Raw genomic sequence first — 12,491 nt, 5'->3', positions numbered from 1 at the left:
AAGATCTCCGATGAAGCGGAATTACCTATTTATCGTTGCAAGCGGGTTCTTGGTCCCGATAGGCATAATCATCGCGGGGAATGCCGATACGTCGGCCGGATATTGGTTAGCAGTGGCTCTTTCCGTCGTGGGTGTGCTTGGCGTGATTTTAGGGATCTTCCGTCACAAGACTGAATCTAAAGGTGGGCCCACGGACGACATCGCAGAAGTAGTTGCCGACGCCTATATCTCTGAGCTGCTCTGGATATCGCTTAGCGAATCGTTATCGCAGCAAATCTCGTCGATCACCGCATCCTTGGTGCCCGTTACCCGAACGTCAATCGGGACAGCGGGAGCAACGAGAGAGGGCTCCGATCAGCGTTGATTCACGGTGATGCTGTGCGAGGGTTCGGCAATTGGAATACATACATCTGAGTTTGGATCTGGAATCTGCTGCTAAACCGGAGGGGTTCCGTAGCCGGGCATCTCCCAGCGTTTAGGTCCGAGAGGGCCTAACTCATCGAGAGGCCAGAGTCGAAGACGCCAGACGTCCCCTGGCGTCGTTGAGCCGGGCCAGCCGTAGTTGACGAACCCGCGACCGCTCGCTTCCAGCACATAGGGACCAGCGGGAATAGGGCAATCGACGCTATCCATGGTCGGCGATTCAAGAGAGATCAGACCCCTATCGTCGACGTCTATGAGGTCTTCCGACACCTGTTGCCAGAGATCCCGGTCGGTAGGCGGACGAGCATCCCAGACCTCGACGTCCACTACCGTCGCGAAGTTGTTCTGATGGGGACTGAGGATCAGAACGGTGCCGCGGTTTCCGCTGCTCGGCGGTCTTGCCTGGGCCTGAACGAGCAGTTCCAAAGTGTCGGTATCGCGATTGCTGCCTGTCACGGTGAACTGCCCGTAGTCAATCGCAAGCGTAAGCCGGTGATGAGTGAGTCGGTGTGCAGTGATTTCGATCATCCTCTCACTTTCCGCTATTGCACTATCCCGAAAGAGCCTACGCCTGTGACTTTAAACGTCGCGGGCCGCAGCCACTTGAACAAGGCATCGGACCCAGAATGTTAGAGGGTCACGAAGAAAACACTTCGAAGCTCGACCAGTGCCGCAGGCGGAACCCTTTACGGGACAGTCGTCGCAGAGAAGGGGCACTAGTCCGATCTGCCGTGTAGCCAAGTACATCGTCTTCCTCAGAGAGCACCATCTATCTCGGGGTCTAGGATGCAGCTAAGCAGTATGAGGGGGTACTGCGTTAGACGGAAGGAACGGCACTCATGCGGGTAGTCCGTAACGCGAAGCGGGTGTCCGTCATAGGTGGTGGGGTTGTGGTGGTTGCCGCGGGCTTTGGCCTGTGGCGAGCCGCAATGCTTTTGAGCGAGAACGAAAGCGGCAGGCGGCCGTATGGAGGTCCGGCCTACGGAGGCGGATTCGGCTGTTCCATAATGTTTACTACCTACTCGTGAATTTGGAGGATACATGTCTCTAACCACACTTGGGGGCCTGATTCTTATCGGTAGTGGTCTGTTTGGATTGCTCTTGGGACGATTGCTGACAGGCATCCTGGTACGCGGTTACTCAGCGCGGAACCCAGGCAAGGATCGAGATCGGCACGAACGGTTTCAAAAGACTTATGCCCGCATATTCTCTATTGCATTCCTTGTGGCAGGTTTGGCAATGACTATTTACGGCTTATCTGGAGGAAGTCTAGAGAAATGAACGCTGACCTTCTCCCGGCTCTGATGTCCGTCATCGCAGGCATCTTAGTGATCCTGTGCCGGAACCTTTTTGCCCAGTTCGCGACGGGGCTGCTGCAGGGGACATCCATCAGCGAAAACGCAAATGCCAAAGTGGAACGCTTTCTCTCAGTTGGCATGGGAGCTTTCGGTGGCGTTTTCATCCTGATTGGAGTCGGCATAGGTGCCAGCAAACTAGGGCTCAGTTAACAAGCGGTTTACTGGAAACCGCTGACACCCAGAAGGGTGGGCTCCGAACTCGAGCCCTACCCTTCTGCATGCCGAGAAGTAACTTCCTTCAGGGACCCCGTTCCGCCGCACTCCTTAGATGTCAGGTAATGTCCAGCGGACGATCGTGGCCGACGAGGTCGAAAAGCTCCTGGACGACTTCCCTCTTTCCCGGGTCTTGATGTCCATACCGGGAGTAGGCATCAAGACCGCCGCGATCATACTCCTGACCATCGGCGACGGGAGCAGCTTCCACCCCTACTACCTAGTTCATCGCTGCAGAAGTTTCGACGGTCACGATCGCTTTAGTGAAACCTTCATCCTGGAGTCAGAATCGACCGGAAACTTAGACACAATTCCGCCGTGCCTAAGACTTTCAAGGATTGCGCGATGCTCCGGAGTGTCATCGAGCCTGGTGGTGGACCAACCTTTGTCTGCGACACGGGAGTACGGCTCACCGAGCTTCCGGAGTAGCAGTTGAAGGTGCTCCAGCTCCATCGATGCAACTTTCTTGGCCAGCAACTTGATAGCCATTGGGGTGGCCACTCCTCCCTCTATCAGGAGCCGGATTCCCACCCAAATCAGATTCAGATCCCCTCAGAAGTCTGCCTCGGCGATTGCCTCATATGCATGTCCAAAGTCGTCTGCACGGCCCACTACATGTCCGTATGGGGAACCTTAAACGGGAACATTCGGCCACCACGTACCGTGATGACTAAGCTCCCCGCTTGCGTTAGGTTGAGGACATGACGGACGGTAAGCCGCGCAACGTGTGGTTGCGCATGACGGACGCAATGGGGCTGACCGAATCTGGCAAAAAGCCCCAGTGGCCCAGTTCGCGCGTCCTCTTGTTTATGGCAATCCTCTGGTCCGTATCGACCGTGACTTGGTCGGTATTTACTTTCATGGTCTCGGACGGAACCCCCATCTATGTCTTGCTGAGCGTCATGTCGCTCGTGCTGGCCATCGCCAATTACGTTATGTGGCGGCAGTCCAGGAAAGGCACGATCGGGACCACTTCGAGCTAGATTCTTGAACTGAGGGCTTCCGCAAGCGATGGTCAGGGCCCGTGATCAAGCCCTGACGAGATTGCAGCTTGAGTTTGCGGTTCCGTGGTTCCTTTCGGGGAACCCTCAACGGACGGATTTAAGCCGCCAGTCCCAATTCCTCGCTCAACCCGATTCAACGCAAAAACGCCTGCGCTTAAGGGGAGCCCGCGAGGCCCTTGTTCCTTAGAACTTGTTTACGCTTCACACAGGACTCTCCGCCCGGGATCCCGGAAGCGTTCGAGTCAGCGCGCGTCCCATCAGAGTTGGGGGCAGCCGACGGAGATATCCCTATGGTCAGGGTGTTAGCCAAGCTATGCTCGGCATCAAGACTAGTAGCTTGGGAACGGCTGAAAGCGCACAAAAGATGAAGCCTTGGGTTCACCCGCAGGAGAGGCGCTCCAGGATTTACTGGTCGATTCAGATCGCCGTGGGTGTGGTCGCGGTGATTGGGATACCTATTCTCCTGCTGCGGGAGCCGACAGTGGACCATGTGGTGATATCTGTAGCCGTTGTCCTTATTGGCATCGTGGCGTTGATCCTCAGCATTAGGGAACTCAGAAAGCTCCCACATGAATACCGGTACGAGGAAGAGGGCGAAGACACGCCCACCGGTCCGGGCTGAGGGATGCCTATCGCCGCGCCTTCGTCAGGGGCATGACGTCGTCCCTTTTGGGGAAGGCGAGTTCAATCGGTCGTTGCAACACCCCTTTTATCGTGAGGTGTTGCGCATGTTGTCGAAGAAGGAACGGATCGACAAGGAGGCCCGGTTCTGGGTGTTGATGGCTCAAGGCTCGACGCTGATTGCGGCATGCGAGGCTGTGGGAGTGGATCGACGAACTGGGCGGCATTGGCGGCAAGCGACTGGCGGGCGGATCCCGCGGAAGAAACCCGAACCCTCGGGACGGTACCTGTCCCTGGAAGACCGGCTGCAGATCGCGGACCTGCACCTGGCCGGAACAAGTGTGCGGGCGATCGCGGCGCAGCTGCGGCGGTCGGCCTCGACGGTCAGCCGTGAGCTGCGCCGTAACGGCCCCGAGACGGGGGTGCGGGGGCGGGGGAAGTATGCGCCGTATGCAGCCCAGAAACGGGCTGAGCTGCGCGGCCACCGGCCCAAGGCCAGCAAGTTCGATGACCCGGAGCTGGCATCCTTGGTACAGGCTAAGTTATGCGTGAAGTGGAGCCCTGAGCAGATCAGTGACCACCTCGCCAGAACGTTCCCGGACCGAGTGGAGATGCGGGTTTGTCCCGAAACGATCTATCAGGCGCTGTATGTGCAGGGTCGCGGTCACCTGCGCGCTGACCTGCACCAACACTTGCGTACGGGCCGCGCCGTCAGACGGCCAAGACGCTCTACCGGCAAGCGGGCGGGGAAGATCTCGGACATGATCCTGATCAGCGAACGACCAGCCGAGGTCGCCGACCGAGCCGTGCCTGGACACTGGGAGGGGGATTTGGTTCTGGGGTCGAACTGCCGCTCAGCCATCGCCACCTTGGTGGAGCGCCAGACCCGGTACACGATACTCGTCCACCTGCCCAACGACCACGGCGCCATCGCTGTCCGTGACGGACTGCTGGAGAAGATCAAGACTCTGCCGGAGCACCTGCGTAAGTCGCTGACCTGGGACCAGGGCACCGAGCTGGCCCAGCACCGTCAAATCACCCTGGCGACGAAGATGGACATCTACTTCTGCGACCCCCACTCACCCTGGCAGCGCGGAACCAACGAGAACACCAACGGGCTCCTACGCCAGTACTTCCCCAAGGGCACTGACCTGTCCTCGCCCTCACCCGAGCGGCTACTCGAAGTCGCCACCGAACTCAACGCCCGACCCCGCAAGACTTTAGGCGGAATCACCCCCGCTCAAGCCCTGGAACGGCTACTATCTGAACCAGAGAAACCCCCTGTTGCGACGACCGCCTGAATTCGCCGATCCCTCTACGGGACATGAGTGGACGTGGCCAGCTGCTCACACCTCGCGGGCGACCAATTCCTGTGGAGTTTGCCGATAAATGGCGGCGTTCTGTGATCGCTCGATGTCGCCCGCGGTGAGCCAGCTGCCTTGAAACGCTAGGGTTTCGATGCGCAGAGGTTTCGAGGCACCACATCGGGCTAGGAGAAGGAGCCGACCGCCCTCAGTCGGAACCAGCAATTCACTTAGGCATCAGGTTTCGCTCGTCCCGCCGTCTTGTATCCCTCCGGGCTATCTGCCGCCAAGGATGCGGCGCTTGGCGGCGCTAAATTCCTCGTCAGAAAGCGCGCCACTTCTATGGAGTTCTGCAAGGAGGGCCAGTTCCGCCGCCAGGGACTTCTTGCCCGCCATCTTGCCGAACATCACTTGGCGCGCCCTGGTGCGTTCAGCCGGCGCCGGACTCAGCTCATGCGACCGTGACGAACTGTTGACGGCGTAGGCGATTAGCAGGGTGATCGTGAGGACTCCAAGGGCAATTCCCAAAGGGATACGGAACGGCTCCGTGGCGTTTATCAAGACAGCAAGGATAGCCCCGGCAACGACTGCACATAGCCCAGCTATCCGAAGCATCGTTCGGCTAATCCCGAACGTAAATGTGTATCCCTCGGCCTCGGCCGAAACCAAGTGTTCGTTCATCTGCCGAGAATAGCCCTGGGAACGCTTCTTGAACATCCTGTCGACCGTGCTCAGGGGCATGCGATCGCAACTGCAACCCCTATGGAAACTCGTGGGAGACCTATATGCTCCGAACAGCGTCCGCCCTAAAGGAGCAAACAGTGAAGCACATTCGGTTGTGGCAATGCTTAGTTTCCTCGATATTTCTCACTGCGCTACTAACTTCCTGCGGCGGTGACACAAGGCCGGGCGGACCGGGAGCTGTGGAATCCGCGTCGGATTCTCTTAGCTCCGCTTCCTCAAGGCCCACCTCACAACCACAGGAAACATGCGTGGCATTCTTGCCGGCGGCACCATGCGCGACCTATACCAGCGTTTCCGGGACAGCCAATGACGAGGATTTACCGTGGGCGGCATCGGGCAGCGTTAAAGCCTCCCTGATGTCCGTCGACGGGCAACTGATGATCGGGGTAAGAGCTGAATGCGCACCCTTGAGTGGGCTGGCGACAATCACGGGGAACACGCTCACAGCCAAGGACATCGTGACAGGCGCATCCGGCTGTACTGATGCCAATGCTGGCGAGCAGCACTTGTGGGTAACGGATTTCCTGAAGCGGCCTATCGAGATGACCTTCAGCCAAGGCACCCTTATTTGGAAGAGCGGAGCAGACTCACTGAGCTTCCAGAGTGACTGATCTGTCAGGTCCGAGCGTTCGAGAGTAACTTCGAGTGTTGGCCTGAGCACCCTTCCAGGAACGTTCCACGGCGACTTCACCACGGCACATCCCCCGAACTTCTCGGACCCGCCCCAATACCCATCTCCTTGTCAAAGGAAAACGAGCTACTCGCTCGAGAGTGGTCCAGAGCTTCTCCTCATTTTGCTTCCATAGGTTTCGAGGATCGTCTGCGAGATCTCGCCTTGTAGATTACGGTCAGGACTATTGGAAGACCGGCGACAATAGTCTGGATATATCGGGGATGGAATGACTCAACGGTAGATCCGTCAGTCATTGTGTACGAGCAGTAGAGTCCCAAGGGCAGGAACACGTAGTCTCCTCCCACTGGTGGGTAATTCTCAGGGTTATGAATGGTGCCCTCTGGAAGATGCTTGGTGAGGCAGGGTGCGGTAATCGAGTGCTCCAACCGCATCAGTGCACCCCTGTCAACGAGACCGACGAAGCCGTACCACAAGATTGATAAAACTGCAGCAAGAAGAAACGGCCGCCATTTTTCTGCCATACCCACCCCCCACGAGGCTGTTCCGTTGCGCCACTATCGCACGTTCGGACCCATCTTGTATGTAGCTAGCGCCGTCCCAAAGGGGCTCGCCCGCAGGCCGTCCCGATAGCCGGTCCCCCACCGGCGCATGCGCCACCCAAAATTTCCGGATCGCGATCGCCGTGTTTCCGCGGCCGGTCGATTCCCGTAAGACCCGCCCGAGAAAATGCCCGGTGACGGGGGGCTAAACGGTACCTTCTGAACCATGACCGGGCTCCTCATCGGATACGCCCGCGTATTCACGAACGGCCAAGACCTCACCGCCCAGAAAAACGCCCTGGTCGCTCTGGGGGTGACGCCGGAGTAGACGTTCACCGACCAGGGCCTGACCGGCGCCAACCGGGCGCGGCCCGGGCTCAGGGAAGCGCCGGCCGCCTGCCGTGACGGGGACACCCTGGTCGTGACCAAACTCGACCGTCTGGCCCGGTCGCTGCGCGATGCGAAGGACATTGTTGATGAACTCACCCGCCGCGAAGTTCCAGCTAAGCATGGCGGCTCCGTCCACGACCCGACCGATCCCGTAGGCCGGCTTCTCTTTAACGTCCTGGCCATGGTCGCGGAATTCGAAGCCGATCTGATCCGGGCACGGACCCGGGAAGGCATGGCGGTCGCCAAGGCGAAGGGCCGCCTCCGGGGGAAACAACCCACGCAGGCGACACCACATAGCCCCTTAGCGTGATTTCCCTACCGGTCCTCCTCAGATCCCATATTTAAGGGAAGTCCTGCACAGCACGTAGTCAGTGGCCGCCAAGGGTTCCGCAGAGGACGCGGGTTGACCGGTATCTGGGATTTATGCGAACTTGCCGTCATCACAGCATTGATATCGCACACATCATTCGACTGCCATGACGCTTACGCGATGTCGGTTTTCTGGGGCAGTTGGGCGCCCACACGGTCGATGACCGACGTACGCCTGATGGATCCGTTCGGGCCGTACTCGCCGATCCTGCAGAACGTTCCCCCGCTACCACGACCGGTGACGGTTTCCTTCAGCGGGACGGCAAACCGCCATTCAAACTGTGACTTAACCGCCATTTCGGGTTAGCAGTCACAGTCCCCGCGGACGCTACCTGTCACCCGATTGTCCGGCTCAAGCCCCACGTCTCATTTCCTTGGAATTTGGGACGCCCACACCGCGGCATTTCCGAACGTGCCCAACATGGCTCGCGCAAGCACCGGTCACTAACCAGACCAAACGACCGCAGAGGGGCCCATGGCCAGGGTACGACGGCGGGACGTCCCGCCGTCGTACCCTTCCCCTATTGCTCTCGAACAGGCCCTGTCAGGCCCGGGCGTGTTGGGCGAGCAGGGCATCGATCTGGCCCGCCGCCTCCCGAATGCCCTCTTCCATGCCCATCTGGACCATCTGCTCCATCTGCTCTTCTGACTCGAAGGTGGACCGAACGGTCATCCGGGTGCGGCCGCCGAGGTCCTCGAGGTCAACGGCGGCATGAGTGATTCCCATGGCCTCGTTCGGGGCGCCGGCATCATCGGCAAAACCGTCGTCGAACTCGAGCTTGCGCGGCGCCTCGATGGCGGTGAAGCGCCACCAGCCGCCGGCCTTCTCCCCCTCGGGGCCGGTCATGTAGTAGCCGGCCTTGCCGCCGGGCTGGAAATCGAACTCCTCAAAGGTGGCCGGCCAGGTGGGCGGACCCCACCAGCGCTCCAGCTGGCGGGGGTCTTCCCAGATCTGCCAGACACGGTCGACGCCGGCGTCGAACTCCGCCACGAGGGTGAAGCTGAGTGCTTCGAGATTCTTGGTGGAACTGATAACAGGCATTGCAAAACCTTCCTATCCTTCAGCCAGAATGTCTGCGATCCGCCCGGCGCGCTGCCGCCAGATCGCCTCATACTCGTCAAGCAGCCGGCGGGCCTTCCGCAGTCCTTCATGGTCACCCCGCACGATCTGCTCCCTTCCGCGCTTCTCCTTCGTTACCAGGGAAGCCCGCTCCAACACCGCCACATGCTTCTGGACGGCGGCGAAACTCATGGCGTAGAGGGCGGCGAGGCCGGAGACGGAATACTCCCCCGCCGTCACCCGCCGGACAATGTCCCGCCGGGTGGCGTCCGCGAGCGCCTGGAACAGGCGATCAACGTCCGCGTCTCTGAGCTTATCTACAACCATTTGGTTGTACGATACGCCCGAGGCGGCAAGGTGTCAAGGCTTGAATGGTGGGTCCGCGAGATTGCATTTCACCGCAGTGCCGCCGGCCAACATTGCCGGGAAATGCCATCCCGAAGGGACCGCGGCGGAAACCTCCGCCGCGGTCCCGGTTTGACGCGGGTACCCGCCATTGTCCACAGTGGGTCAGTGCCTGCCACTGTCCCCCTCGAAGCCCCAGGTCCGGCAGCGCCGGACGGCCCATCCCCCTGGCGTCAGATTGCCGCCCTGGTCGGCTTCCTTGCGCTCTCCTGGGCTGTGTCGTTCCTGGGGTCCCTCCCGGTCCGGGCGGCTGCCGGCGGCTGGTACGCCCTGGCGGACAAAGCTCCCTGGACGCCTCCCGGGCTGATGTTCACGTCAGTCTGGCTGGTCCTGTACGCGGCAATGGCCATGGCGGCCTGGCTGGTGTGGCGTCAACGGCGCCTCCCGCGCCGGCGCGCACTCAGGCTCTATGGGCTCCAGTTGGCCCTGAACCTGCTCTGGCCCATGACGTTCTTTGGCATGTATCCCGTACTGGGCACCGCAGCGCTCTGGCTGGCCCTGGCAGTCATTGCCGCTCTCACCCTGACCGCCGTCCTTGCAGTTCTGCGCTTCGGACCCATCAGCACGGCGGCCGGACTGCTGATGCTGCCGTACGTTTCGTGGCTCGTTTTTTCGGCGTCCCTGAACCTTTACGCTGCCGTCAGTAACTAGGGGCAGCGGGGAGCGTGTAATCGCTCACACTTTCGCCATTTCTGTTGCCAACGTCGACGGCAAGCGTGAACCATGAGATCGGGACCTCATTCCCGCATTACCAAGATCAGCAATCCTCACCGACGAGGATGCGGCACCCTCAAGGACGACGCGGAGCCGTTAACTGCATGAGCGAAAGTACTGACAATGACGTTTGAAAACACTGACTCCATCACGCTGAAAATCTGGGACCGGTCTGCGATTGAGCACACCCTTGAGAGCATCGTGCACGACCTCTCGGTCATGGCGAACACCACCAAATGCCGCATCGCGGTCCACTGCAGCGGCCCCAACACTTTCACGGTCAGCGTCCGTGGCCAGGAACGCCAGCTCGCCACCGTCTGATCGGTTCACGGCTAAAAACTGAAGCGGACGACGGCGGGAGGTTCCCGGCGTCGTCCGCTTTCGTTTTGCTTCCAGGCGAATAGCCTGAGGCCCTGGCCTGGCGGACATGTCGCTTTTCCGGTCACCGTTTTGGCGTTCCAGCCTACGGCTGCCGGCGGGTTGCAGCAGCTGCGACCGTCAATGCTCCGCCTCAGTTACGCGACCCCCTGTCGACCACCGGTGGCCACCCAAGCGCCGAGCGGCTCGTCCACCAAGTCTTGGTCCGCTTCCTCGGTCCTGCAGGGCACGAAGCCGCGCGCCTGGTAGTTCGCCAGCGCTGCGGGACCGTCGAGGGTGCAGGTGTGGACCCAGACGCGGGCCACCTGCGGGAGGTCGAAGCGTTGTGTCAGCGACCATGCCGCTGTGATGCCGTGTTCCAGCAGCCGGCCACCGAGGCCCCGGCCGATCGCCTGTTCTGAAAGGCCGAAGTACCTGACCTCGACGTGCGTGCCATCATCGGCGACGGCGGGTTGAAGGTGCACATAGCCCCACGGCACGCCCTCACCATAGAGGACCCAGAATTCCGTACCAGGCACCGCGAGCTCCTCGGCCCACTGCTGCCGTGTCCACTCAAGCCGATCCGTCCAGTTCCACGGCCCGCCGACCAGGCCATAGAGGAAGCGGGCGTACTCCGGCGTGACCCCAGTGGCCCGGTCCAGACGTACCTCATCCGGCAATGGGCGCGCCGCCCAGGCGGGCGACTGGAGCATCTGGAGCGTTGTGGTCGTGACCTTCATGGACATCTCAAACCTTTCGATATCGAGCGTCCAACAATCCTATTTGAGACTCATTGAACCGGACTTTGCGGGTCGGATCGCCTACCAGGAGTGGCGACTGCCCTGCAGTAGCATGAGCCGTACAGTGTGACGGCAGCGCTGCGAACGGGACGGCCCGTTCGCTTCGATCAACACGGGGACGGCCCCGTGGAATGAGGTTCAACCCGTGGTTTCCTCTACTGCGAGATCCATCTTCACGCCCGTCGCCGTAGTGCGCCTCGTGGTCGGCTGGGGCGCCGTCGTCGGATTAGTCTTTGCCGGACCCCTGCTTGAGCCACCTGTCCCCGCATGGCTGCTGGTCACAGCACTCGTGTTCATCGTCGGGGTCGTTCTGGTCTGCGCCTTTGGGGTGGTCCACGAGGCCGAACATCTCGCCCACCGGCTGGGCGATCCCTATGGCTCCTTGGTCCTCACACTCTCGATCGTGCTGATCGAGGTGGTGCTCATTTCCGCCGTTATGCTGGGGCCCGGCGAGCACACCACCATCGCACGGGACTCGGTGATGGCCGTCTCGATGATTATCCTCAACGCGGTGATCGGGCTCTCTGTTCTCGTTGGGGCGATCAAGCACGGCAATCTGGGCCACAACCGCACCGGCACCTCCTCCTATCTCGCCCTGCTCGTCGTTCTCGCCGCACTGGCCTTTGCCCTGCCTGCCCTGATCGGGCGTGACGGCTCGTACAGGCCGGGGCAGGAAATCCCCATCATCGTGCTGACCCTCGCTCTCTATGCCTTCTTCCTATACCGGCAGATGGGCAGGCAAGCCGACGACTTCCGAGAGGTCGATCCACGCTTCGCCGCCGGTCCGGGCGCACATGGCAGCGACACCGCCGAACGTGGCCGCCAAGGCGTCACCCAGGTCATCGCCGAACACCGGACCGAGGTATTGCTGCGGATCGTACTTCTTGTCGTGACGGTCCTGCCCATCGTGCTGCTGTCACACGATATGGCCACGCTCTTGGACGACGGGCTCGACCGCGTCGGGGCGCCGGTGGCGCTTTCCGGCATCCTGATCGCCATGATTGTTTTCCTGCCCGAGTCGATCACGTCAGTGCGTGCAGCGCTGCAGGGTGAGATCCAGCGTGTCAGCAATCTATGCCATGGCGCACTGGTCTCCACGGTTGGCCTGACAATTCCCGCTGTCCTCATCATCGGAGCCGTCACCGGTCAGGCCGTTGCGCTCGGCGAGTCCCCGGCCAACCTGTTACTCCTCGGCGTCACGCTGATGCTGTCGGTGACAACCCTTGCTTCCAAGAAGGTGACTGCGATGCACGGCGCAGCCCACCTCGTGGTCTTCGCGGTCTACGGCATCGCCGTATTCTCCTGAACCTCCCGGTCCCGTCCTACTCCTCGCCGGTGTCCCGCGCTTCCAGGTGCTTCGCCATGGCTTCGCAGGCCTGGTTCCAGCGCGCTGTGAGGGCCTGCCGGTTCAACGGTTCGAACATGCTGTTGAGGACTTTCTCGACTGCGTCGTATGCGGCGTCCCGAACGCGTTCCTGCGCCGCTTGGCTGTAATAGTTCATGGCAGGGATTCGTTACGGGGACGCCAAAAGATGGTGTGTCACGGCTACCATCGC

14 protein-coding genes and 2 pseudogenes are annotated in these 12,491 nt (G+C 60.7%); 10 read left to right on the top strand and 6 right to left on the bottom strand.

What is annotated here, in order from left to right; all coding sequences use genetic code 11:
- Window positions 1–435: 435 nt before the first annotated feature.
- On the bottom strand, window positions 436–951 hold the full coding sequence (locus tag ACZYZ4_RS00705; RefSeq protein WP_463857309.1) for a hypothetical protein: 516 nt from the start codon (window positions 949–951) through the stop codon (window positions 436–438).
- A 749-nt stretch (window positions 952–1,700) separates the two neighbouring features.
- Between ACZYZ4_RS00705 and ACZYZ4_RS00700 the strand changes: the two genes are divergently transcribed.
- The 5 genes and pseudogenes from ACZYZ4_RS00700 (at window position 1,701) to ACZYZ4_RS00680 (ending at window position 4,920) form a co-directional block, all read left to right on the top strand.
- Window positions 1,701–1,931: a hypothetical protein gene (locus ACZYZ4_RS00700; RefSeq protein ID WP_463857307.1), complete on the top strand. Its 231-nt coding sequence runs from the start codon at window positions 1,701–1,703 to the stop codon at window positions 1,929–1,931.
- Between the two features lie 160 nt (window positions 1,932–2,091).
- Window positions 2,092–2,202 (top strand): annotated as a pseudogene (locus ACZYZ4_RS00695) (transposase); the annotation flags it as partial.
- A gap of 493 nt (window positions 2,203–2,695) precedes the next feature.
- Window positions 2,696–2,977, top strand: a complete 282-nt coding sequence (locus tag ACZYZ4_RS00690) for a hypothetical protein (protein WP_463857305.1) — start codon at window positions 2,696–2,698, stop codon at window positions 2,975–2,977.
- 334 nt (window positions 2,978–3,311) lie between these two features.
- Complete coding sequence (locus ACZYZ4_RS00685; protein ID WP_463857303.1) at window positions 3,312–3,620, top strand: hypothetical protein; 309 nt, start codon at window positions 3,312–3,314, stop codon at window positions 3,618–3,620.
- Window positions 3,621–3,726: 106 nt separating this feature from the next.
- A complete protein-coding gene (locus tag ACZYZ4_RS00680) occupies window positions 3,727–4,920 on the top strand; it encodes an IS30 family transposase (RefSeq protein ID WP_463857301.1) in 1,194 nt (397 codons plus the stop codon).
- Between the two features lie 279 nt (window positions 4,921–5,199).
- Here ACZYZ4_RS00680 and ACZYZ4_RS00675 read toward each other — a convergent pair whose 3' ends face one another.
- Complete coding sequence (locus ACZYZ4_RS00675; protein WP_463857299.1) at window positions 5,200–5,451, bottom strand: SHOCT domain-containing protein; 252 nt, start codon at window positions 5,449–5,451, stop codon at window positions 5,200–5,202.
- Window positions 5,452–5,915: 464 nt separating this feature from the next.
- Between ACZYZ4_RS00675 and ACZYZ4_RS00670 the strand changes: the two genes are divergently transcribed.
- Window positions 5,916–6,278: a hypothetical protein gene (locus tag ACZYZ4_RS00670; protein WP_463857297.1), complete on the top strand. Its 363-nt coding sequence runs from the start codon at window positions 5,916–5,918 to the stop codon at window positions 6,276–6,278.
- Between the two features lie 788 nt (window positions 6,279–7,066).
- Window positions 7,067–7,507 (top strand): annotated as a pseudogene (locus ACZYZ4_RS00665) (recombinase family protein); the annotation flags it as partial.
- A gap of 636 nt (window positions 7,508–8,143) precedes the next feature.
- On the opposite strand, the gene ACZYZ4_RS00660 reads toward ACZYZ4_RS00665, so the two are convergent.
- On the bottom strand, window positions 8,144–8,641 hold the full coding sequence (locus ACZYZ4_RS00660) for an SRPBCC family protein (RefSeq protein ID WP_463857295.1): 498 nt from the start codon (window positions 8,639–8,641) through the stop codon (window positions 8,144–8,146).
- Window positions 8,642–8,653: 12 nt separating this feature from the next.
- On the bottom strand, window positions 8,654–8,986 hold the full coding sequence (locus ACZYZ4_RS00655; protein ID WP_463857293.1) for an ArsR/SmtB family transcription factor: 333 nt from the start codon (window positions 8,984–8,986) through the stop codon (window positions 8,654–8,656).
- A 186-nt stretch (window positions 8,987–9,172) separates the two neighbouring features.
- Here ACZYZ4_RS00655 and ACZYZ4_RS00650 point away from each other — a divergent pair, with 186 nt between their 5' ends.
- Together ACZYZ4_RS00650 and ACZYZ4_RS00645 are read left to right on the top strand one after the other, a co-directional pair.
- Window positions 9,173–9,715 (top strand): TspO/MBR family protein, encoded by a 543-nt coding sequence (locus ACZYZ4_RS00650; protein WP_463857291.1) that lies wholly within the window; start codon window positions 9,173–9,175, stop codon window positions 9,713–9,715.
- A gap of 186 nt (window positions 9,716–9,901) precedes the next feature.
- Window positions 9,902–10,099 (top strand): hypothetical protein, encoded by a 198-nt coding sequence (locus ACZYZ4_RS00645; RefSeq protein WP_463857289.1) that lies wholly within the window; start codon window positions 9,902–9,904, stop codon window positions 10,097–10,099.
- A 194-nt stretch (window positions 10,100–10,293) separates the two neighbouring features.
- Here ACZYZ4_RS00645 and ACZYZ4_RS00640 read toward each other — a convergent pair whose 3' ends face one another.
- Window positions 10,294–10,875: a GNAT family N-acetyltransferase gene (locus tag ACZYZ4_RS00640; RefSeq protein ID WP_463857287.1), complete on the bottom strand. Its 582-nt coding sequence runs from the start codon at window positions 10,873–10,875 to the stop codon at window positions 10,294–10,296.
- Window positions 10,876–11,080: 205 nt separating this feature from the next.
- On the opposite strand from ACZYZ4_RS00640, the gene ACZYZ4_RS00635 reads away from it, so the two are divergent.
- A complete protein-coding gene (locus ACZYZ4_RS00635; RefSeq protein WP_463857285.1) occupies window positions 11,081–12,241 on the top strand; it encodes a calcium:cation antiporter in 1,161 nt (386 codons plus the stop codon).
- Between the two features lie 16 nt (window positions 12,242–12,257).
- On the opposite strand, the gene ACZYZ4_RS00630 is transcribed toward ACZYZ4_RS00635, so the two are convergent.
- Complete coding sequence (locus tag ACZYZ4_RS00630) at window positions 12,258–12,437, bottom strand: hypothetical protein (protein ID WP_185261628.1); 180 nt, start codon at window positions 12,435–12,437, stop codon at window positions 12,258–12,260.
- Between the last annotated feature and the right edge of the window lie 54 nt (window positions 12,438–12,491).

This window comes from Pseudarthrobacter adonitolis (assembly GCF_055412845.1).
Note: the sequence above shows the minus strand (reverse complement) of the source record. Positions and strands in the feature narration are given on the sequence as shown.

What these genes read in the sequence shown, in the direction of transcription:
- ACZYZ4_RS00690 (WP_463857305.1), top strand. Translation starts at nt 2,696, where the DNA reads ATGACGGACGGTAAGCCGCGCAACGTGTGGTTGCGCATGACGGACGCA.
- ACZYZ4_RS00645 (WP_463857289.1), top strand. Translation starts at nt 9,902, where the DNA reads ATGACGTTTGAAAACACTGACTCCATCACGCTGAAAATCTGGGACCGG.
- ACZYZ4_RS00655 (WP_463857293.1), bottom strand. Translation starts at nt 8,986, where the DNA reads ATGGTTGTAGATAAGCTCAGAGACGCGGACGTTGATCGCCTGTTCCAG.
- ACZYZ4_RS00680 (WP_463857301.1), top strand. Translation starts at nt 3,727, where the DNA reads ATGTTGTCGAAGAAGGAACGGATCGACAAGGAGGCCCGGTTCTGGGTG.
- ACZYZ4_RS00700 (WP_463857307.1), top strand. Translation starts at nt 1,701, where the DNA reads ATGAACGCTGACCTTCTCCCGGCTCTGATGTCCGTCATCGCAGGCATC.
- ACZYZ4_RS00660 (WP_463857295.1), bottom strand. Translation starts at nt 8,641, where the DNA reads ATGCCTGTTATCAGTTCCACCAAGAATCTCGAAGCACTCAGCTTCACC.
- ACZYZ4_RS00640 (WP_463857287.1), bottom strand. Translation starts at nt 10,875, where the DNA reads ATGAAGGTCACGACCACAACGCTCCAGATGCTCCAGTCGCCCGCCTGG.
- ACZYZ4_RS00705 (WP_463857309.1), bottom strand. Translation starts at nt 951, where the DNA reads ATGATCGAAATCACTGCACACCGACTCACTCATCACCGGCTTACGCTT.
- ACZYZ4_RS00685 (WP_463857303.1), top strand. Translation starts at nt 3,312, where the DNA reads ATGCTCGGCATCAAGACTAGTAGCTTGGGAACGGCTGAAAGCGCACAA.
- ACZYZ4_RS00630 (WP_185261628.1), bottom strand. Translation starts at nt 12,437, where the DNA reads ATGAACTATTACAGCCAAGCGGCGCAGGAACGCGTTCGGGACGCCGCA.